General features: G+C 52.0%; 21 protein-coding genes and 1 tRNA gene. 11 read left to right on the top strand and 11 right to left on the bottom strand.

Annotated features, from left to right (window positions below; genetic code table 11):
- Nucleotides 1–31: 31 nt before the first annotated feature.
- On the bottom strand, nt 32–655 hold the full coding sequence (locus tag EVJ26_RS10610; protein WP_236635556.1) for a hypothetical protein: 624 nt from the start codon (nt 653–655) through the stop codon (nt 32–34).
- Between the two features lie 168 nt (nt 656–823).
- Here EVJ26_RS10610 and EVJ26_RS10605 point away from each other — a divergent pair, with 168 nt between their 5' ends.
- Nucleotides 824–2,893 carry an alpha-amylase family protein gene (locus EVJ26_RS10605; RefSeq protein ID WP_131470391.1) on the top strand — a complete coding sequence of 690 codons (2,070 nt, stop codon included), beginning with the start codon at nt 824–826 and terminating at the stop codon, nt 2,891–2,893.
- A 43-nt stretch (nt 2,894–2,936) separates the two neighbouring features.
- On the opposite strand, the gene EVJ26_RS10600 is transcribed toward EVJ26_RS10605, so the two are convergent.
- The 3 genes from EVJ26_RS10600 to EVJ26_RS10590 form a co-directional block, all read right to left on the bottom strand.
- On the bottom strand, nt 2,937–5,540 hold the full coding sequence (locus EVJ26_RS10600) for a putative bifunctional diguanylate cyclase/phosphodiesterase (protein WP_236635555.1): 2,604 nt from the start codon (nt 5,538–5,540) through the stop codon (nt 2,937–2,939).
- A 100-nt stretch (nt 5,541–5,640) separates the two neighbouring features.
- Nucleotides 5,641–6,507 (bottom strand): YitT family protein, encoded by an 867-nt coding sequence (locus tag EVJ26_RS10595; protein WP_131456755.1) that lies wholly within the window; start codon nt 6,505–6,507, stop codon nt 5,641–5,643.
- Between the two features lie 86 nt (nt 6,508–6,593).
- On the bottom strand, nt 6,594–7,001 hold the full coding sequence (locus EVJ26_RS10590; RefSeq protein WP_131456757.1) for a YkvA family protein: 408 nt from the start codon (nt 6,999–7,001) through the stop codon (nt 6,594–6,596).
- A gap of 114 nt (nt 7,002–7,115) precedes the next feature.
- On the opposite strand from EVJ26_RS10590, the gene EVJ26_RS10585 reads away from it, so the two are divergent.
- A complete protein-coding gene (locus EVJ26_RS10585; RefSeq protein WP_131456759.1) occupies nt 7,116–8,354 on the top strand; it encodes an aminopeptidase in 1,239 nt (412 codons plus the stop codon).
- Between the two features lie 52 nt (nt 8,355–8,406).
- On the opposite strand, the gene EVJ26_RS10580 is transcribed toward EVJ26_RS10585, so the two are convergent.
- Nucleotides 8,407–9,189 (bottom strand): alpha/beta hydrolase, encoded by a 783-nt coding sequence (locus tag EVJ26_RS10580; RefSeq protein ID WP_131456761.1) that lies wholly within the window; start codon nt 9,187–9,189, stop codon nt 8,407–8,409.
- Between the two features lie 131 nt (nt 9,190–9,320).
- On the opposite strand from EVJ26_RS10580, the gene EVJ26_RS10575 reads away from it, so the two are divergent.
- The 6 genes from EVJ26_RS10575 (at nt 9,321) to EVJ26_RS10550 (ending at nt 12,198) form a co-directional block, all read left to right on the top strand.
- Nucleotides 9,321–9,899 (top strand): TetR/AcrR family transcriptional regulator, encoded by a 579-nt coding sequence (locus tag EVJ26_RS10575; RefSeq protein WP_131456763.1) that lies wholly within the window; start codon nt 9,321–9,323, stop codon nt 9,897–9,899.
- Between the two features lie 11 nt (nt 9,900–9,910).
- Nucleotides 9,911–10,240 (top strand): DMT family transporter, encoded by a 330-nt coding sequence (locus EVJ26_RS10570; protein WP_236634113.1) that lies wholly within the window; start codon nt 9,911–9,913, stop codon nt 10,238–10,240.
- Nucleotides 10,237–10,551 (top strand): DMT family transporter, encoded by a 315-nt coding sequence (locus EVJ26_RS10565; protein ID WP_131456767.1) that lies wholly within the window; start codon nt 10,237–10,239, stop codon nt 10,549–10,551. Before EVJ26_RS10570 ends, EVJ26_RS10565 begins: the two co-directional genes overlap by 4 nt.
- Nucleotides 10,552–10,618: 67 nt before the next feature.
- Nucleotides 10,619–11,176, top strand: coding sequence for a GNAT family N-acetyltransferase (locus EVJ26_RS10560; RefSeq protein ID WP_131456769.1), 558 nt, complete (start codon nt 10,619–10,621; stop codon nt 11,174–11,176).
- Between the two features lie 86 nt (nt 11,177–11,262).
- A tRNA-Val gene (locus EVJ26_RS10555) sits at nt 11,263–11,335 on the top strand.
- Between the two features lie 158 nt (nt 11,336–11,493).
- Nucleotides 11,494–12,198: a DUF554 domain-containing protein gene (locus tag EVJ26_RS10550; protein WP_131456771.1), complete on the top strand. Its 705-nt coding sequence runs from the start codon at nt 11,494–11,496 to the stop codon at nt 12,196–12,198.
- Between the two features lie 39 nt (nt 12,199–12,237).
- Here the strand turns inward: EVJ26_RS10550 and EVJ26_RS10545 are convergent, their stop codons facing one another.
- From EVJ26_RS10545 to EVJ26_RS10530, 4 genes are all read right to left on the bottom strand, one after another.
- Nucleotides 12,238–12,441 (bottom strand): FeoB-associated Cys-rich membrane protein, encoded by a 204-nt coding sequence (locus EVJ26_RS10545; RefSeq protein WP_070328860.1) that lies wholly within the window; start codon nt 12,439–12,441, stop codon nt 12,238–12,240.
- Between the two features lie 15 nt (nt 12,442–12,456).
- Entirely contained in the window at nt 12,457–14,433 is a 1,977-nt protein-coding gene (feoB, locus tag EVJ26_RS10540) for a ferrous iron transport protein B (RefSeq protein ID WP_131456774.1), read from the bottom strand.
- The gene (locus tag EVJ26_RS10535; RefSeq protein WP_070328862.1) at nt 14,430–14,666 is read right to left on the bottom strand and encodes a FeoA family protein; all 237 of its coding nucleotides are present in this window, start codon (nt 14,664–14,666) and stop codon (nt 14,430–14,432) included. Before EVJ26_RS10535 ends, feoB begins: the two co-directional genes overlap by 4 nt.
- 186 nt (nt 14,667–14,852) lie before the next feature.
- Nucleotides 14,853–15,650, bottom strand: a complete 798-nt coding sequence (locus EVJ26_RS10530) for a pyrroline-5-carboxylate reductase family protein (protein WP_236635554.1) — start codon at nt 15,648–15,650, stop codon at nt 14,853–14,855.
- Between the two features lie 208 nt (nt 15,651–15,858).
- Between EVJ26_RS10530 and yidD the strand changes: the two genes are divergently transcribed.
- Both yidD and EVJ26_RS10520 read left to right on the top strand, forming a co-directional pair.
- Nucleotides 15,859–16,128, top strand: coding sequence for a membrane protein insertion efficiency factor YidD (gene yidD, locus EVJ26_RS10525; RefSeq protein WP_083274114.1), 270 nt, complete (start codon nt 15,859–15,861; stop codon nt 16,126–16,128).
- 132 nt (nt 16,129–16,260) lie between these two features.
- The gene (locus tag EVJ26_RS10520) at nt 16,261–17,619 is read left to right on the top strand and encodes an alanine/glycine:cation symporter family protein (protein ID WP_131456777.1); all 1,359 of its coding nucleotides are present in this window, start codon (nt 16,261–16,263) and stop codon (nt 17,617–17,619) included.
- 15 nt (nt 17,620–17,634) lie between these two features.
- Here the strand turns inward: EVJ26_RS10520 and EVJ26_RS10515 are convergent, their stop codons facing one another.
- Complete coding sequence (locus EVJ26_RS10515; RefSeq protein ID WP_070328865.1) at nt 17,635–17,997, bottom strand: potassium channel family protein; 363 nt, start codon at nt 17,995–17,997, stop codon at nt 17,635–17,637.
- Nucleotides 17,998–18,086: 89 nt separating this feature from the next.
- A complete protein-coding gene (locus tag EVJ26_RS10510) occupies nt 18,087–18,836 on the bottom strand; it encodes a sugar nucleotide-binding protein (RefSeq protein ID WP_131470390.1) in 750 nt (249 codons plus the stop codon).
- 100 nt (nt 18,837–18,936) lie between these two features.
- Between EVJ26_RS10510 and EVJ26_RS10505 the strand changes: the two genes are divergently transcribed.
- A complete protein-coding gene (locus EVJ26_RS10505) occupies nt 18,937–19,491 on the top strand; it encodes a GNAT family N-acetyltransferase (protein WP_236635553.1) in 555 nt (184 codons plus the stop codon).
- The last annotated feature ends 66 nt before the right edge of the window (nt 19,492–19,557 follow it).

The following is a 19,557-nucleotide window of genomic DNA, read 5'->3' as shown; positions in this document are numbered from 1 at the left end:
AGCTTGAAGTTTGGTGAATGCTTGAGACCGATCAGTTGTGATCGGTCTTTTTTTGACGTGTTTTGAAAATCATGAACACGAGGATGATGATAGTCGCTACGAGTAAGAAAACGATTGAGTACAGTGCTTGAATGACGATATCGATTTGATTTTGAGTGGATACGAGCTCTTTCCGGATATCGTTGTATTGCATCTGTTTCAAAGCTCTTAAATCTTCTAGTATCGTCTGCCGTTGATCGGTCATTGACTCTGCCGTCGATGTCGCCTGTTCGATGTCACCGCTCTCGTACATGACGAGGACGAGGTCGGCTTCTTGTTCCCAAATGCCGTCCCGATGCAGTAAGTCGAGAAATGAACTTGGCGTTCTCCGATCATTCTTGATAGATTCCTTCAATTCTTTCGCACGTTGGGACATGCTGTAATAGGCTTCTAAAAAGCGGCGGTCTTCATAGGCGAGGAGACCGCGGATGGCGTTGGCACGTTCGATATTGTAGTACATGATGTCTTCAATTGCTTCATATGAATCGAAGCGTTGCTCGTGAATGGTATCGATCTGGTCAGTCGTGTTTCGCAGTTGAACGATGAAACTGGCGATGACGAGGACGATTAACACTGACAATGCGGCGAGTAGCAACAGGCACTTTCGTTGGGACATGTTCATCCCTCCTTATGAAGACAATCGTACAATATTTTTCGGGTTTCAGCATAAAATATTTTTTTGGGAAAGGAAAAACCGGGTAAAGAGTTAAATATATAATTATGACGTTTCTTGTTATCGCTTACAATAGACGATGGAATGATTTCATTCATAAGGAGAGTAAATATGCCAGAGAACTCGTCGTTAAAAAAGTTACATCAGGTCTTAAAAACAAAACGGACCAACCTTCAATATGAAATCCCGACCTTGTGGAACCGGATGCGATTTCCGGCAGAACCCGTGCGCGACGGTGTCGAGCGGGTGAACCCGTACGACTTTTTAATCGATACGATTGAACGAGGCATTCTTCCGCACGCTGTCAACGGGCGTGATTATCGTCAGTCGATCGCACAAGCGGACGGGCACCTCGAGACAGGGGGAGACTGGATTAAGCGCTCCTCGGTTTACTCGATGCAAGTCCGGACCTCGACGTCGTGGGACCATGACGGGTCAGGCTACGTCGAGATGGACAACTCTCAAGGCATGAAAGATACCGGCACGTTCGTGAAAACGCTGGCTCTGTTGCCGCACTTGTTATACATGGGGATCGACACGTTATTTTTATTGCCGATCTCGCAGCACAGTCATAAAAATAAGAAAGGTGAGTTCGGTTCCCCATACGCTGTCCAAGATTTCTTTGCCATCGACGAAGAACTAAAAGAGACATTGACAGGGGACGGGTTGACGGTCGAGGAAGAGTTCGCCGCTTTCGTCGAGGCGTGTCATATGGTGGGCATTCGTGTCGTCATCGATGTCATTCCTCGCACATGCGCCCGCGATAACCGTCTCATTTTAGAAAATCCGGAATGGTTCTACTGGATCCCGGTTGCGGAACTCGCTTACTATCACCCGCCTCACGTCCCGGGAATTGGAGAAAACGTGAAGCCTGAGTATGCATTCCTGCCGATGATCTATGGATCTGAGGACGTTTGGCATCATCTCCGCCGCTTCTCGATGGCGCCTAATCTCGTCGATGCTGCCAAGTGGGAGACGGTGAAAGCCTACTTGGTCGAACATCCAGAGGAAAACTTACTTGCCGTCATCGAGCGTGAGTTCGGTTTGACGACCGCTCCGGCGTTCTCGGACTGTATCAACGATCCGCAACCGCCGTGGTCGGACGTCACATACTTCCGCCTGTTCCTCGACCACCCGACAGCAGCTGCACCTTATGTCGGCGAGGCGAGTCTGGCACCGTATATTTTGTTCGACTCGATCAAGTCGAACCAGTTCCGGGGTGACGAGATCAACGAGCCGCTTTGGGCGATGTTAGCCGACATCATCCCGCATTATCAACGCGAATATGGGATTGATGGTGCCCGAATCGACATGGGACACGCTTTGCCGGTCGATCTCGCCCAGCGCATTTTGACAGAGCCGCGTCAACTCGATTCGAACTTCAGTTTCATCGCCGAAGAACTGATCGAAGTCGGGGCTTGGGCGGCGCGTGACGCCGGCTACAATATGATCATCGGATACGGATTCTATAAAGAGCCGCGTTTTGACACGCATGACACCCATCAATTCATCTACGACTCACGTTTCTTGCCGTTGCCGGTATTTGCGGCTGGTGAGACAGCCGATACACGCCGGATTGCGACACGAGACGGCGGACGCCAGGCGAGTCGCTTGCTCACCGTACTGAACGGCTTCATGCCGAACGGGGTGCCATTGACGAACTCGGGGCTTGAACTGTATGAGACGCAGCCGATGAATACCGGTCTCGATTGCCGACCGGAAGAGGCGTATCAGTTGTTCCCGACCGATCCATATTTCGGGAAACTGGCTTTCTTCGACGCGTATCAGTTCCATTGGGATCATCCCGAGCGGACTGAAATGGTCGAACTCATGCATCAAGTGGCGGAAGTTCGCCGCCGTTGGCTCGATGTTCTCGTCGACCCGAGTCACTTCGAACCGCTCACGATGACGGATATGGGAGCGCCGTTCATCGGTCTGTCTTGGTTACGGGCAGATACGAACGAGACGTTGCTCATCGTCGCCAACACGAATATGCAAGAGCACCTGCGAGGGAAGGTGCCGCTCGATGGGGTGCGTCGCCGGAACTGGAACGCGAGTCGGTTCGCCGAGATGGTGTACTCACCGAACTCATGGCCGTACGCCGAGCATTCGTTCGACGACAACTGGGACCTTTGGGTCGATTTGATGCCAGGCGAAGTCAAAATCTATGAAATGAAATAAGCAACGCCTCGGATCCGTAAGTGGATCCGAGGCGTTTGTCTGTTCAAGCGTTTTGTTTCATGTAATAGATGACGAACTCGTCGAGCGGCATCGGTTTCGCGTAACGATACCCTTGCATCGAATTGCAACCGATCCGCCGAAGGAACGTCTCTTGGTATTCGGTCTCGACGCCTTCAGCGACGAGAGCCATCCCAAGTTGTCGTGCCATGGCGACGATGGTCGCGGTCACGGTTTGATACTCGCGATTTTCTTCTAGCTGCATCGTGAACTCCCGCGGGATCTTTAACTCGTCAATCGGATAGCGGACGAGATAGGCGAGTGAGCTGTAGCCGGTCCCGAAATCGTCGATCGATAGTTTGATGCCGAGTGCCTTCAACTCGAGAATTCGATTTAAGACGCGGTCCGACTGGTGCGCCGCGACCGTTTCGGTCAACTCGAAGTTCAAGCGGCTCGGTTCGATCGGGAAGCGTTCGAACAACGTCGTCAAATAATCGATCAAGTGTTCATCGAACAATTGCCGGACCGACAAGTTGACCGATAGTTTCGGCAAATCGATGTCGCCTTGTTCAAACGCGTACATCAGTTGGAACGTCTCATGAATCATCCAACGACCGAGGTCATGAATATGACCGGTCTCTTCGGCGATCGGAATGAATTCGCTCGGCGGGATGAACTTGCCGTCGCGTTGCCAACGCATGAGTGCCTCGGCGCCGATGATCGCCTTCGTCGAGGCATCGACCTGTGGCTGGAGATAAAGTGAGATCTCACCTTTCTCGAGTGCCATATCAAGTCCTTCCATCAACAATTTTCGTTCTTCCTTGTCGACGCGAAGCGCAGGAGCGAAGATGACGGTCTCATCGCGTCCTTTGTCTTTTGCCTTATACATGGCCAAATCGGCGTTTGATAAGAGGTGCTTCAGCGTCGTGCCGTGCTCCGGATAACGGACGATTCCGATTGAAGCATGAATTTCTACGAGGTTCCCGGCCATGAAATAAGGAGGACGATAAACGAGACGACGTAAACGTTCAACGAGAATTTCATCATCATTGTGTTCGGCGACGACGATGAATTCATCGCCTCCAAGTCGTCCGGCATATTCGTTTGGCAACAAGGCGCTGCGTAGACGTTTACCGATGTGCTGTAGCAACTGATCACCCATATGATGGCCGAACTGGTCGTTGATTTCTTTGAACCCGTCGAGGTCGGAGAACATGAGTGTGAACGAGCGGCCGTCCGCGATCAGGCGTTCAATCTGTTCTTGCAGCGCGTAACGGTTATGCAGCCCGGTCAAGCTATCGTGGTTAGCCTGGTACATGATCTGTTCTTGCTGGACGATCATTTGCGTGATGTCTTTGACGATGGCATAGATGCCTTCGACTTCCCCGTCAATGATCATCGGGATGTTCATCAATTGCCAAACGCGTGCCGAACCATCTTCTGTCACGACATTGACGTCTAATGTTTGCGGACGTCCGTTCGTAAGGTCACGTAACACGTTCGTATAGGCGGATCGATCCGTTTGTTCGATGATGTCTAAAATATTTGATCCGATGAGCGTCTCGGTGTCGTGACCGAGGACAGAGCTCCCTGCTTCGTTGACGGACAACACTTCACCGTCAAGGTCGAACAAAAAGATGGGCTCTGCGTGATACGCGAACAGCGAGCGGTACTGTTGTTCACGGAGTTCGAGCTCGTGGGCTTTCGTCGTGACTGCGACTTCGAGGTCTGTATTGACGGTATGTAACCGATGGCTAATGAGTGCGTTCTGTTTGGCGACAACGAATTGACGGATGAGGAGCAGCAACACCGCGTTCGCAATCATCGAGTCGATGATCGAGGTGCCGAGCAGTCGATCCGAGGCGAGCATGTACAACATGACAATCGTACTGTAGATGACGTAATCAAACACAGAATCATGAGCGAGGACGTCTTCTGTCGATTCATCAAACAAATAACTGATTGAAATGATGAGAATACTGATTACTTGAAGCAAATGGAGGAGCTCATGGCCGATACCGGTGAACAACTGCAGCTCATTGATGATCGAGGCGGTTGTAAAACCGAGAATCCCGATGAGGAGCATCACGCGGAAGCCTTGCCCGGATGTCACGATGCGATTCAAATATAAGAAACCGAGCACCATGTAAAGGCTGATGAGCACCATCTGTTCTTCAAAGCCGTTCAAATTCGTGACATATTGACCGTTGTTCTTTGTGTAAAAGAAGATATGCAACGCACCGACAATCAAAAAGCTGAGCAGTGCGAACACATCAAACGTACGCAACTTCAACGTTCTAATTTCAATCGATTGGGTGATGACGATGAGGGCCATGATCAAATAAAAGAAGTTTTGAATGAACAGCATCATGTCAATTGGCATCGCCGTGGTAAAGCGGTGTCCCACCAAATAAGCGATGAAACAGACGTTGCCAGCGCTAATGAGAAGATAGATATAGCGGCGCATCCCGCGATGGTGCAATATAGCACTCCCGCTTAACACGGTGGCGACGAGTGCGATGATCATAAAGTAGACGAACAAGCTCGTCTCCCTTAACGCATAAGGGCTGAATAAGATAACGAATAGACCGATAAAAAACGTCCCGACGAGAAGAGCGGGGACTGATTGGCGCAAAGTGTGGCTAGACAACTTATGCACCTCCTTCTGTATATGTCTCTGAGGCTCATTCTTATTATCGGAACGTTCGGGTATTTATTACACAAAAAAATCGACAGCATCGTGCTGTCGATCAAAGTGTATACGAATGTTCTTTAAAGTTACCGACAATTGAGTCGATTTCTGAGACAGTGACGAACGCCTCGGAATCAATGTCTGAGACGATTTGACGCAACTTTGGAATCTCATTGTTTTGAACGACGACGTATAGCATTTTTTTCGCGTCGTTCGAATAGCCGCCGGTCGCGTCCATGATCGTGACCCCACGCTTCAAGTTCTGTTTGATGACCAAGTTGATCTCGTCCGCTTTTTTACAGATGATGAAACACTGTTTTTGGGCGGAGAAGAAGCGATGGATCGTCAACAGCGTCCGCGACCGGACAAAACTGAGGACGAGTGCGTACATGACCGCTTTAATATCGAACGTGATGAACACGAGAATATAGACGATGAGGTCTTGGGTCAAAAAGATTTTCGGGAGCGATAAGTTGCGGTTGTTCATGAAGATGACTTTCCCCAAAATATCGAGTCCGCCTGTCGACGCCCCGGCAAATAACAAAAGTGCCAAACCGAGTCCCGAGACGATCCCGCTGAAGACGGACGCGACGAGCGGATCGTCGAGTGGCGTCGGTGGAATGAGTACAGGCAGCGCATCGATTAAAATCGATGACAGGACGACGACGAGTCCTGTCATGAGAATAAATCGTCTCCCGAGATATTTGATCCCGATGATGAAGAGCGGGATGTTTAGCACCAACTGGGTGAGTCCGATCGGTGTGCCGAACAGCTCGTTGACGATGAGCGTGATGCCGACAATCCCGCCGGACCCGATTTCATTCGGCTTTAGGAGCAGGCCGACAAAGATAGATTGTAGAATCGTTCCGGCGATGATAAAAAGGACTGTCTCGACAGCGATCCGTTTACGTGATTTTGCGTACATATGAGTGGCTAAGGCGCCATACGCCTCCTTTGCATGAACTCATGCAAGCGTACTCCGATGAAGTCTTAATTTCAAGTCTTGAAAGATTATAACTCGTTATGAAAGCGGTCGATATCACTTGCTAGCTGTTCGTGGACGTAGTCGATGACTTGAGCGTCGTCAAACAGTCCGAGCGGGGCGTCGTCCGGGATTGCGTCGAACGGTGAGACGAAATAGAGCACGGCCGCGACGAGGGCGTGTTGCTTGTCGGGCTGCATCTCGAACTGGGCGTTGTAGACGGCGCGTAGCATGTTGAGCAGTTGTTTCATTTGGAAGTACAGTGTGAGCTCCTCTTCCCGTTCGATGTCGCTAATTTCGTTTGAAGCGACGTCGACCGTGACTTTTGCTAGGGCGAGTTCTCCTTGGACTAATAAGTCACCTAGCTGTTCGTTCTCGGTGAAGTCGGTTTGGGCGTTGTTTAAAAAGTGTGAATAAGTCGTTTTCCAATCTGACATGTTTTTCTCCTCCTTCTCTCTACATCTACTAATATGCCCGTTTTTGCGATTTGGTTGCAACTTTTCCGAAAATTTAAGAAGATAGGTGTAAGTGAAAAAGGAGGAACTGTACATATGTCTACTGTAACTTTACCGACCGAGGCAGAATTTGCCCGTTATGCTGAGCTTGCCGTCAAAAAAGGTGTCAACATTCAACCGGGTCAACAGCTCGAAGTCCGAGCCGATATTAGCCAAGCACCGCTCGTCCGTCAAATCGTGAAAGCGGCCTACGCGGCCGGGGCGAAACAAGTGTACGTCAACTGGAGCGATGAAGAGACGACGAAAGTGCGTTACTTCAACGCACCGAATGAAGCGTTCAAGGAGTTCCCGGAGTGGCTCAAAGCACGATTCGAGCAACTCGCGGAAGAGAAGACGGCGTTCTTGTCGATCGTCAGCGACGATCCCGACGCGCTAAACGGTGTCGAATCATCACGCATCGCCGACTCGAACCGGGCGTCTGGTGTCGCGCTCGCGAAATGGCGTAAGTATGTCATGAGTGATAATGTCAGCTGGTCAATCGTGGCCGGTGCTTCTGAAGCGTGGGCGAAAAAAGTATTCCCAGACCGTGAAGATGCGGTTCCAGCCCTGTGGAGAGCGATTTTCGCAGCGACACGAATGGACCAAGACGATGTCGTTGCCGCCTGGGACGAACACGATCAAGCGTTGCGCTCGCGGGCGCAGCTGTTGACGGACAAGAAATACGCGAAACTTCACTACAAAGCACCAGGCACGGAATTGACGATCGGTCTTCCGAAGAAGCACGTCTTCCTCGGCGGCGGCGGTCCGAACCTGGACGGCGTCGACTTCATCGCCAACATGCCGACGGAGGAAGTGTTTACGCTCGCCGATAAAGATGCGGTCGAAGGACACGTGTCGAGCACGAAGCCGCTCAGCTACAGCGGAAACTTGATCGACGGGTTCACGCTTTGGTTCGAAGGCGGAAAAGTCGTGAAAGCGGAAGCGAAACAAGGGCAGGCGGCACTCGATGAACTGTTGAACCTTGATGAAGGGGCACGCCGCATCGGAGAAGTCGCACTCGTGCCGGACGATTCGCCGATCTCAAACTCAGGACTCCTCTTCTACAACACGTTGTTCGATGAGAACGCCTCGTGCCACTTGGCGCTCGGTCGTGCCTACTCGACGTGCCTCGAAGGCGGACCGGCGATGTCGGCCGAAGAACTCGCTGAGAATGGTGCGAACGACTCGATGACACACGTCGACTTCATGATCGGCTCGGCCGAAATGAATATCGACGGTGAGCTCGAGGACGGGACACGCGAAGCCATCATGCGTGATGGGAACTGGGTCATCTAATAGAAAACAATAAGTAAAGACGCAAAGGCGACCGCCTTTGCGTCTTTTCATGTCATGAGAGTTCATACAGAAATGCGAGCGCGTTCGGCAACCGACGTCGCCATGCAATCTCGTTGTGGACCGCCCCAGGCTCGACTTCATAGCGGAAGGCGATGCCGGTCCGAGCGATCGTCTCGACGAGTTTCGCATTCGTGTATAAGTAGTCCTCGGGCGTGATCGGTCCGCTCGTTTCGTTCGTGCCGATATCCATATAGAGCCGGGCGGACAGGTCAGTTTGTTTCAGTTCACGAATGAGCGAGTCGAGGTTGGCCCAGGCGGCCGTCGACAGTGAACCGACACGACGGATTGCCGGATACGTCGCCATCATATAGAGCGAGATGACGCCGCCCATCGAGCTACCTATCACGCCGACGTCATCCGGGTTGGTCGCGTAGCGTGCGTCAATCCACGGCTTCAGCTCCAACATGAGCCAGTCGGCATAGAGACGCCCCTTGCCGCCAAGTGTCGGCCGGGTCTTAGCGAGCTCGGGCCCGATGCGTTTATAAAGCATCTCGTCTTCATAGAACGAGTACTCGTCATAGCGGTCGAGCCAATCGGGGGCGCTTGCGATGGCGACGACCATGAGCGGTAGTTGCAAATCGTCGAGATGGCGGTCAATCGCCCAACCTTCCCCGATTGTCGCGGTCTTGCCGTCGAAGACGTTTTGGCCGTCATGCATATAGAGCACGGGCAACGCCTCGTCGGTACGAGCGAAGTCAGGGCGGTAGACGCGGACGATTCGTTTTCGGCCGCGCATCGTCTCGGTCGGCAAGGTGAAACTAAACTGTTCGATCATACAATCATTCCTCCCTTCCTCTGACGGTCTCTTCTCATTTTGGCGTTGTCCGTACAAAAACTCAATCCGGAAGTTTGACTACCTACCGTTCGTTAGTTAAAGTGAGGGGAGATGAAAGGGGTAGATCGCACATGACCACGAAACAGCGAATTGAACAGGCTGCCAGACGCCGGTTTGCGCTTGAAGGATATGAAGGACTGTCTTTGGCGGCGCTCGCCGAAGATGTCGGGATTAAGAAGCCGTCTTTATATGCGCACATCGAAGGAAAAGAACAGCTGTTCAAACAAGTCGTCGAACAGATGGCCGAGCGTTACCAGCGAGCTTGGGAACAAGCACGGGACGCGTCTGACGGGGCGGCACCTCTCGAACGGATCGAGGCGATCGTTGAAGCGTTGATTCATTTCTTCGAAGAAGAAGAGACATGGATGCTGACGAAACGAATGCTGCTCGTACCGCCGCCTGAGCTGCGCGCCTTCATCGAGTCGACGATCGGGTCGGTCGAGACCGAGCTCCAAACGTTTGAGAAAGAGCAGTTCCGTTTGGCGATGGAGCGGGGCGATTTACCGGAACAATCGCTCGACGACGTATATGATGCGTACTATTGCTTTTTGGACGGGGCGTTGCTTTCACTCTTTTCGTTTGCAACGAATCGAGCGCAACGACAGCATGCAGCATTTAAAATTTTCAAGAAAGGAGTCGGGTGGACATGAAAAAGGAACAAATGGCTTGGTTGTGGCTCGTGCTCGCCGGACTTCTTGAAATTGTTTGGGCGACGACGATGAAATTGTCGAACGGGTTCACCGTGTTAGGGCCGACCGTCGTGACCATCGCGTTATTGATTGTCAGTTTTGGCTTGTTGGCGATGTCGTTCCGTGTGTTGCCAGCCGGCACTGGGTACGCCGTTTTTACGGGTATTGGCGCCGTCGGGACGGTCATCGTTGGAAATGTTTTGTTCGATGAGACGATGACGGGAATGAAGCTGTTGTTTATCGCGATACTCCTTGTCGGGGTGGTCGGTTTGAAGCAAGTGACAGGAGGTGAGTCGGCATGAGTTGGATTTTTTTAATTGGGGCTGGGCTCGCTGAGATGCTTGCTGTTTTCTTCATGGGAAAATCAAAAGGCTATCAGATTTTAAAATGGTCGCTTCTTTCGATCACGACGTTCGCACTAAGTTTTTATTTGTTGTCGCGTTCGCTCGAGACGCTGCCGCTCGGGCTCGCTTACTCGATTTGGGTCGGGATTGGCGCGGCGGGTGGAGTGATTCTCGGTATGCTGTACTTGAACGAGTCGAGCGACCGGTGGCGTATCTTCTTCTTGGCGCTCATTATCGGGAGCGTCGTCGGGTTGAAAGTCGTGGCGTAAATAGGATTGAAACGAGCTGAAAACGGGAATTGAATAGTTCAGATTGTGAACGAAAGGGGCGGGAAAGATGAATCTTGTAGAGTTGCAATCAGAACGTCTACGGCTTGAACCTTACACGATCTCCGATTTCTATTTCGTAAAATCGCTACTCCAAGATCCGCGGGTGATGCGCTTTATCAGTCCGGACGGCAAGCCATATACGGATGAACAGACAATCGAATGGTTCGAGAGACAATTGGCCCGATATACGACGGGCCGACAGACCGGACTCCTCAAACTGATGACACATCACAGTGATGAGCCGATCGGCCATGCCGGGACGCTCTTGCATGAACTTGATGGCAAAATCGAGCTCGAGGTCGGTTATTGGCTAGCACCAAAGCACTGGCACATGGGCTACGGCCGTGAAGCGGCCGCGCGTCTCATGCAACATGCGTTCGAGGAAGGCGAGAAAGACATCATTTCGCTCATCCACCCGGACAACGTGCCGTCACAATGCGTCGCGAAATCGAACGGCTTGCGTTGGGACCGTGACACCGAACACGGAGGCATGATCGTGTCCGTTTATGTCGGCGATTTGGAGCGTCTATGCCGTCACATGAAGCGGGAAGAAATGACGCGGTGAAAAAAATAAAAAAAGTTTTAAAAAACAGTTGCCAAGGCATTAGTTTCTTGATATATTAATAGTGTCCTAAAGAGAGGACACGACCTGATTCTGTAGCTCAGCTGGGAGAGCGCTACCTTGACAGGGTAGAGGTCGCTGGTTCGAGCCCAGTCAGAATCACTTGGGTGCCAAACCCGATGCGAAACCCATAGGAACGTGGGTTTCCGCGCAGCCACTTCTTACGAGAAGTGGCTTTTTTTGTGTATTCTTTTAATTGACAGCCCACATAAACAGTTGGTATATTCCTCTCAATACATACAGAAACGGGGAATTATACGATGGTATTAACCGGAACAATCGTCAATGCGGCCTTGATCGTGGTCGGCACATTACTCGGGCTGCTGTTTCACCGAATCCCCGAGCGGATGAAAGAGACGGTCACGGCTGCCATCGGTCTCGCCGTCGTCTTGCTTGGCGTGCAGATGGGCATGAAGAGTGAGAACTTTTTAATCGTCATCGGCAGTCTCGTTATCGGAGCCGCACTTGGCGAATGGTGGAAGCTCGACGAGAAGTTGAACGAGATCGGCTATCAGTTGGAACGGCGTCTCGGTGGAAAAAGTAAGTCGAGCATCGCGGAAGGCTTCATCACGGCGACGCTCATCTTTGTGATCGGGGCGATGGCCGTCATCGGGGCGCTCGACAGCGGCCTGCGCGGGGACCATGACGTCCTCTATACAAAAGGGTTGATTGACGGTTTCACGGCGCTTGTGCTCAGTTCGACGCTAGGCATCGGCGTCATGTTCTCGGCCGTACCGGTCTTGTTGTACCAAGGAGCGATCGCGTTGCTCGCCATCCAGATCATGAAGTTCATTCCGGAGTCGCTCATGGATGACTTTATTTTGGAGATGACGGCGACCGGGGGCGTCATGATCGTCGCCATCGGGTTGAACCTGGTCGGGATCACCCGGATTCGTGTCGCCAACTTACTGCCCGGTATTTTGATGGTCGCGATCATTGTCACCGCATTACATATCTTCCAATGAAAAAACGGACTAGCGCGAAACAATGCGCTAGTCCGTTTTTCATTGATGATAACTTTTTTTATCAGCGTGTAAGGCTTCCGCAATGATTTTATCCCAGTCAGCGGCATCACAGGATGTCGTGCAAGTCGGTGCGATTTCGCAAGTGGCGCATTTACCGGCTTTTGCTTTGCGGGTGTAGCGATAGAGCGAATAGGCGGCGTACCCGAATACGGCAAGACCGATCAGTAAATCAAATAAGAACATATGATTCCCTCCTTGTTAAGACAATCCGAACAGACGACCGATTTGATAGATCATCAGTGATACGACGTACGCAACACCAAGCCCATAAAGGCTAGCGACCCACGTCAATTTGGCACTTCCCACCTCGCGCCGAATGACGGCGACGGTCGCTAGACAAGGGACGTACAAGAGGACGAACGCCATGAAACTATATGCGCTCAACGGCGTAAACACGGGAAGCAACGAAGCGGACAAGTCAGATTCGCTGACCGCATAAATGATCGCCATCGTCGATACGACGACTTCTTTCGCCAAAAAACCTGTGATGAGCGAAGCGCCGGCCTGCCACGTCCCGAAACCGAGTGGAATCAGCAACGTCGCAACGACTCCACCAATCATAGCGAGAAAACTCTCATTCATCGGGACGTCCATTCCGGCTGGACCGGAATAGGCGAGTAACCAAATGAAGACGGAACCGCCAAAGATGAACGTACCTGCTTTTCGGACGAACCCTTTCGCCTTTTGCCATGTGCTGCGCCAAAGCGTCAACCCTTGGGGGACACGGTATGGAGGCTGTTCGACGATAAAGAGGCTGTTCCGATCTTCCGCCGCCAATACGGACGTGAATATTTTCGCGGCAATCAACGCCAGGACGATCCCGAGCATATAGAGCGATAAGACGACGAGCGCTTGGTTTGATGCGAAAAAACTGGCAGCGAAGACGGCATAGATCGGCAGACGCGCCGAGCACGACATGAACGGTGAAATGAAAATCGTGACGAGCCGCTCCCGCTCTTCCTCGACCGTCCGTGCCGCCATAATACCTGGGACGTTACAACCAAATCCAATGATCATCGGAATAAAACTTTTCCCGTTCAGTCCGACGAGTTGCATAAATCGGTCCATGACAATGGCGACACGCGCCATATAGCCAGAGTCCTCTAAAAACGAGATAAAGAAAAAGAGCACGAAAATCTGTGGGACGAAGACGAGGACACCGCCGACACCGGCGATCACCCCGTCAATCAGCAACGCCTGGATGAAAGAGGAGGTCCCGAGGAGTTGTAACAACGAGCTTGTTCCGGATGTGACCGGACCCGACAGAAATCCATCCAACAGATCGGACAACGGGGCACCGATCCAGTTGAACGTGATGTGGAACAAGGCGTAAAGTACTGTAAAGAAAATGGGTAAGCCCCAGATCGGATGTGTCACGACGGCATCGATGCGGTCGGTGACCGTGGCTTGTTGTGCGTTATGCTGATCGACGACGTGATGGCGAACGTCTTTTGTCCAGTCGCGTCTGCGTTCTGTAATGTGGGCGTGGGCGAAGCGTCCGAGTTTCACTTCCAACGCTTTACGAATTTCATTGACGGTTGGCGTCGAAGACTCGAGCTGTTCTGAAATGACGCGATTTCCGGCCAAGTATTGAATGGCGACCCAGCGATCGCGCTCACTGAGTCCCGTCGCTTCAAGAATTTGTTGAAGCGCCTGTTCGGTCTCTTCCCCGTAATCGAGTACGAAAGGTTCGCGAGGGGTCGTTCGCAGGGAGGACAGGAGGACTTCACAGCCGGCACCTGTTCGTGCTGTAATCGGAAACACGTCCACGTCCAAACGTTCTCTCAAACGCTTTAAATTGATGTGGATGCCTCGTCCTTCAGCGACATCGACCATGTTCAGACCGATTTGAAGCGGACGGCCCATTTCGAGCAGTTGGAGCGTTAATTGTAAGTTACGTTCGAACTGCGAGGCATCGATGATGTTGAACATCCCATCGAACGGTTCATGCAACAGGAATCGCGAGACGATTGCTTCGTCAGCCGATAGCGGGTCTAAATCATAGACACCGGGCAAGTCGATCAACTGTCCGATGTTTCCATGCAACTGTCCGATTTTCTGTTCAATTGTGACACCGGCCCAGTTACCGACGTGGGCGAAGGAGCCTGTTAATCGGTTAAATAAAGACGTTTTTCCGGTGTTCGGGTTTCCGATTAGGGCAATCCGTTGCGTCACGGGACGATCACCCCAATCTGTTCAGCGTCACAGCGACGGATGGCAATCATTTGTTGATGTTCGATTTGTTCAATCGTGAGCGGTCCGGAAAAGATGGCCCGACGTTTAATTCGTACGGAACAGCCCTCATAAAATCCTAAGGCAATCATGCGACGCCGCAAGCGGTCATCGATTCTCGTTAAATCGGATATGAGCACTGGTTGATGTAGCGGCATGGCAAGTAATGAACTCATTAAGATCTCTCCATTTTAGTCAAATGATAATTCTTCTCATTTGGTAGCATAACACGTTCTTTACTATCGGGAAGCAAGATTATTTGTGGATTTTATGACTTCTAAAAAATAGTAGTGCGAGAATTAAAAAACCGCCCGATAGAAGTCAGAACTTAACGTTCGACTTCTATCGGGCGGTTCAAGTACTTACGTTCTTTCAATCGTTGCGTCGATAGGATCATGATCCTCTTTCGCGCTCTCACGCAGGGCGGACGACATCACGTCAGACAAGTCACGTGAGCGGAGCACGCCGACACCGCGGTCGGTCGGTCCATCAGGTGCGGCGACGTCGGCGATCAGCTCGTCGGTCGGACGTGTCTCATGCAACAATAACTCGGCTGATCCTTTCATCGCTTGAGCGACGATTTGGCGGGCCGTGTCTTCATCAAACCCGGCTTCTGTCAGCACCGGGGTCATCGAACCGACGATCTCGTAAAAGAACGCAGGACTGCATCCGGCTGCCGCCATGAAAGCTGACATCGTTTTCGCGTCCGTGACGGCTGTCCGACCGACCCGGTTGAACAGTGCCGCCGCCGTCTCGCGGGCGGTTGCATCTGTCTCAGGTCCGAACCAGAGTCCAGTCATCCCGGTTTGATAGGCGACCGGGGTGTTCGGCATCGCACAGATGGCTGGGATGCCGGATGCTTCTTCAAGCTCGCTCGGCTCGATATGCGCCGCGACGGATATGAGCAGCGGTGTTTTCCACGTCTGTGATTGAGCGTAAGTCAAGACGCCATCTGGTTGCATCGCGAGCACGACGATTGTATAGGCGTTGACGTCTTCTGTTTCGACGATCTGTACGCCGAGCTCATCTCGCAACTGCTCTAGACGTGTCTGGTCGCTCCGGTTCGTCATCGTAATCTGTTCAGGGGAGAGCCCGGAAGCGATCCAGCCTCGGACGAGTGCCTCGCTCATCGATCCTGCTCCTACCATTAATATGTTCATTTCCGTCACCTCTTCATTCATTTGATTCGGTCGTATATATGTTGCCTATCATAACAAATGTTCGAGCAATTATCGCCTGCCACGCTCGAATTGTAAAATAAAGGAAAAAACTCGTCGTTTTGTAACAGGAATCGACGAAGCGCTGCAGATGACAATTCACGCAGTCCGGGCTATCATTGCAGTAATCTGACTGAGCGAGGCGATTGAAATGAAACGAGTATTAGTACGTGGGATTCAAGGATACCAGCGCTTTATTTCTCCTTTAAAGCCCCCGACGTGCCGATTTTATCCGAGCTGTTCGCACTACGGGATTGAGGCGATTGAGAAGCATGGCGCTGTCAAAGGCGGGTATTTGACGACGCGGCGCCTGTTGCGGTGCCAACCGTTCCATTCGGGCGGACTTGACTATGTGCCGGACGATTTTGATTGGAAAGCCCCCCTGCAACGCGAAAAGCCACCGTCACAGCGAGACGTCTAACTGACGGCTCGCTGTTTTAGATACAGGGCGTTTATCCCCTTCTTTGTTTTAGCACAATACTTTTGACAACGTTCCGAGTATTCTGAAAAAATAGAGTTGTATTTATTACATACGGGGAAAGGGGATTACAGCATGAGTCAATCGTTCAGCGAACTAATCGGTACGATTTCAGACTTTGTGTGGGGACCGCCGCTGTTAATTTTGCTTGTGGGGACAGGCGTTTATTTGACGGTGCGTCTCGGGGGGCTCCAAATCACGAAGTTGCCTTACGCGTTGAAACTCGCATTCTCTAAAAATCAAGACAAGACGTCACGAGGAGATATTAGTCACTTCCAAGCGCTCATGACAGCGCTCGCGGCGACCGTCGGTACGGGGAATATCGTCGGTGTCGCGACTGCGGTCGTCCTCGGGGGACCAGGCGCGATCGTTTGGATGTGGGTATCGGGCTTCTTCGGGATGGCAACAAAGTACGCCGAAGCCGTGCTCGCCGTCAAGTACCGGGTGACGGACGAACGTGGTCAAATGGCCGGAGGACCGATGTATTATTTGGAACGGGGCTTGAAGCAACGCTGGCTCGCGGTCGCGTTTGCAGCGTTCGCCTCACTGGCCGCGTTCGGGATCGGGAACGGGGTTCAAACGAACTCAGTCGCGTTGGCGCTCAACTCGACGTTCGACGTCCCGCTTTACGTATCGGGTATCTTGATGATGATTTTTACGGGCGCCGTCATTCTCGGTGGTGTCAAATCAATTGGTCGTGTCGTCAGTTACTTCGTCCCGGTCATGATCGTCTTTTATTTAGGGAGTGGTCTCTTGATCATGATCATGAACTACACACTCATCCCCGATGCGATCGCGCTCATCTTCAGCAGCACGTTCAGCGCCGAAGCGATTGGCGGCGGGGCCATCGGGGCAGCCATCCGGTATGGGGTTGCGCGAGGCGTCTTCTCGAACGAAGCCGGTCTTGGCTCGGCTCCGATCGCAGCGGCCGCGGCCAAGACGGACATGCCAGGTCGTCAAGGCCTTGTCTCGATGACGCAGGTGTTTCTTGATACGTTGATCGTCTGTTCGGTCACCGGGATCACGCTCGTCATGGGCGGTCAAATCGGATCTGGACTCGAAGGGGTCGAGTTGACGACGGCGACGTTCGAGCAGTTCCTCGGGCCGTTCGGCGGTTATGTCGTCACGATCGGTCTCGTCATGTTTGCCTACTCGACGGTGCTCGGCTGGTCGTATTACGGTGAGCGGTCGATTCATTACTTGTTCGGTCAAAAGTCGATCATCCCGTATCGGATCGCGTTCGTGCTCGTCGCCGGACTCGGGGCGATGACGACGAACTTGAACATGGTATGGGCACTGTCTGACGTCTTCAACGGCTTGATGGCCATTCCGAACTTGATTGGGCTCTTGTTCTTGTCGGGTGTCGTCATCGCTGAGACGAAGCGCTTTAATCAGCGGTTAGCGATCGAGAATCGAAGTCGAAAAGCATCGTAACGAACGCCGCTATCCTTAATCGGATGGCGGCATTTTTCGTTTGTTCTTGATCTCCTCGAGTCGTGCCTGCTGCAAGTGATTGAATACTTGGGTGATGAATCCGACCATGATGCCGACGCCGGTGATGACGTAACCGATCGTGAACACTTTGCCAATATCGGTCGTCGGGACGAAATCACCGTAGCCGATCGTCGTGAGCGTGATGACGCTGAAATAGAGGGCGTCTAACCAACGCATATCTTCGAAGCGGGTATAAAACAGCGTTCCCGACAATATGGTAAGGGACGCTAGACTGAACAGAACTTGAAATTCAGGTTCTTTCAACCCACGCCAAATCCCACGGAACATGCGACGGAACGTCAATATGAATGAGAGCATACGGCCCCCTCCCTTCCTATGTAAGTTTGTTCGGTAGAAGCGAGGTAACATCCTTTGTAGCCAAAAGATGAGTCGACGAATTCGTCGACTCATTTTGTATGAAGTGTCAATCGTTTCGTGATCGGTTGGATCGTGATGTTCATGTCGACCATCCGATTGTCGCGTTTTGGTTCATCCGTTCGCTCGACGCGCCACGCGAGGTCATGCAACTCGTTTAACGCAGTGGCGATGTCATAGAACGACAGGCTCGGATTGCCGTTCAATTGATATAGACCCGGACCGCGCTTCGTCAATATCTCGAACAATGCGTCGGCCGTGTCTTCTAAAAAGGAGCACGATGGATACCAGTGTGCGCTCGCAGTGATGACACCGTGCTGGTTCATTTCATTCGTGAAATAGTCCATCATATTGTTCGAACCGGCAGCTTCGCCGATTTGCCAGCCGAGTCGGACGATTTGTGCCCCGGGGTTGGTCCGGGCGATCGTTTCTTCGCAGGCACGTTTATAGGCACCATATTCGTCTGATGCGTCAGGTGGTGTGTCCGGCGTGATTGGACCGGTCACATTGTCTGAGAATACCGAGACCGTGCTCGTAAACAAGAACGGGATGTTGTATTCTCCACAAAGGCGGGCCAACGTTTCCGCCCATTCAACCGATCCCATACCGATATGAAGAAAATAATCAGGACGCACCGATTCGATAAATTCACGCATCGCCGCCTCGTCTGACGTCGAGACTTTTGATCTGTCCCAAGCGACAGGTTCGATCCCATGTCGTTGTATCGTTTTGGCGACGACCGGTGCGACTGTACCGTTCATGCCCGTTAAAATAGCTTTCATAAAAATTCCTCCCTTCTGTTTCTATCATCCCACACTTCTAGATGTGACAAACCAACAGTTTCTAGCTTTATGCTAGACTAATTGGTGGAGGAGATAAATGATGAACATTCGACAGGCACAGTCAAACGAGAGTGTAGCGATCGCGCCGCTCGTTTACGCAGCGATTCATGACATCGCGTATTCATTGACAGGGACGGCAGACCAGAAGCAAGTGCTTGAGCGCTTAGCGATGTGGATCGGTCGGCCGAACAACCGGTTGAGTTATGAAAACATTTGGGTGGCAGACATAGACGGCGTCATCGCAGGCGTTATTATCGCCTATGAGGGCAAGCGCGCGATTGAGTTGGATGAGCCGATTAAGCAATGGCTCATCGAGCATGGGCAGCCTGGACATCTTGACGTGGAGACGGAAGGAGACGTTTTGTATATCGATTCCGTGGCCGTCGACTCAGAATTTGGAGGACGCGGCATCGGCACGAAATTGATCCAGCGAGTGGTCGAACATGCTCGCGAAACGAACATCCCGGCCGTCACACTCAACGTCGACCAGGGCAATCCGGCAGCGGTTCGTCTTTACGAACGTCTTGGTTTCCGCAAACATAAAGAGCTTGAGATTTCAGGAGGGCGTTTCGATTATATGATGCTCGACTTGTGAAATATGGGCCGAAGTCTGAGTCTCAGTCTTGAAACCGATGCAAAACCCGAGCTTCTCGGATATACT

It is taken from the genome of Exiguobacterium sp. SH3S1 (assembly GCF_004337105.1).
In the GTDB taxonomy this organism is placed as follows: Bacteria; Bacillota; Bacilli; order Exiguobacteriales; family Exiguobacteriaceae; genus Exiguobacterium; species Exiguobacterium aurantiacum_A.
The sequence above is the reverse complement of the archived record's forward strand: the minus strand, read 5'-3'. Positions and strand labels throughout refer to the sequence as shown.

Excerpts from the sequence above, each read along its gene's own strand:
- EVJ26_RS10590 (WP_131456757.1), bottom strand. The coding sequence starts at position 7,001 with ATGTCAGATTGGAAAACGACTTATTCACACTTTTTAAACAACGCCCAA.
- EVJ26_RS10510 (WP_131470390.1), bottom strand. The coding sequence starts at position 18,836 with ATGAAAGCTATTTTAACGGGCATGAACGGTACAGTCGCACCGGTCGTC.
- EVJ26_RS10530 (WP_236635554.1), bottom strand. The coding sequence starts at position 15,650 with ATGAACATATTAATGGTAGGAGCAGGATCGATGAGCGAGGCACTCGTC.
- EVJ26_RS10545 (WP_070328860.1), bottom strand. The coding sequence starts at position 12,441 with ATGTTCTTATTTGATTTACTGATCGGTCTTGCCGTATTCGGGTACGCC.
- EVJ26_RS10585 (WP_131456759.1), top strand. The coding sequence starts at position 7,116 with ATGTCTACTGTAACTTTACCGACCGAGGCAGAATTTGCCCGTTATGCT.
- EVJ26_RS10610 (WP_236635556.1), bottom strand. The coding sequence starts at position 655 with ATGTCCCAACGAAAGTGCCTGTTGCTACTCGCCGCATTGTCAGTGTTA.
- EVJ26_RS10515 (WP_070328865.1), bottom strand. The coding sequence starts at position 17,997 with ATGCTCTCATTCATATTGACGTTCCGTCGCATGTTCCGTGGGATTTGG.
- EVJ26_RS10565 (WP_131456767.1), top strand. The coding sequence starts at position 10,237 with ATGAGTTGGATTTTTTTAATTGGGGCTGGGCTCGCTGAGATGCTTGCT.
- EVJ26_RS10605 (WP_131470391.1), top strand. The coding sequence starts at position 824 with ATGCCAGAGAACTCGTCGTTAAAAAAGTTACATCAGGTCTTAAAAACA.
- EVJ26_RS10505 (WP_236635553.1), top strand. The coding sequence starts at position 18,937 with ATGAACATTCGACAGGCACAGTCAAACGAGAGTGTAGCGATCGCGCCG.
- yidD (WP_083274114.1), top strand. The coding sequence starts at position 15,859 with ATGAAACGAGTATTAGTACGTGGGATTCAAGGATACCAGCGCTTTATT.
- EVJ26_RS10580 (WP_131456761.1), bottom strand. The coding sequence starts at position 9,189 with ATGATCGAACAGTTTAGTTTCACCTTGCCGACCGAGACGATGCGCGGC.
- EVJ26_RS10570 (WP_236634113.1), top strand. The coding sequence starts at position 9,911 with ATGGCTTGGTTGTGGCTCGTGCTCGCCGGACTTCTTGAAATTGTTTGG.
- EVJ26_RS10595 (WP_131456755.1), bottom strand. The coding sequence starts at position 6,507 with ATGTACGCAAAATCACGTAAACGGATCGCTGTCGAGACAGTCCTTTTT.
- EVJ26_RS10520 (WP_131456777.1), top strand. The coding sequence starts at position 16,261 with ATGAGTCAATCGTTCAGCGAACTAATCGGTACGATTTCAGACTTTGTG.
- EVJ26_RS10575 (WP_131456763.1), top strand. The coding sequence starts at position 9,321 with ATGACCACGAAACAGCGAATTGAACAGGCTGCCAGACGCCGGTTTGCG.
- EVJ26_RS10550 (WP_131456771.1), top strand. The coding sequence starts at position 11,494 with ATGGTATTAACCGGAACAATCGTCAATGCGGCCTTGATCGTGGTCGGC.
- EVJ26_RS10535 (WP_070328862.1), bottom strand. The coding sequence starts at position 14,666 with ATGAGTTCATTACTTGCCATGCCGCTACATCAACCAGTGCTCATATCC.
- EVJ26_RS10560 (WP_131456769.1), top strand. The coding sequence starts at position 10,619 with ATGAATCTTGTAGAGTTGCAATCAGAACGTCTACGGCTTGAACCTTAC.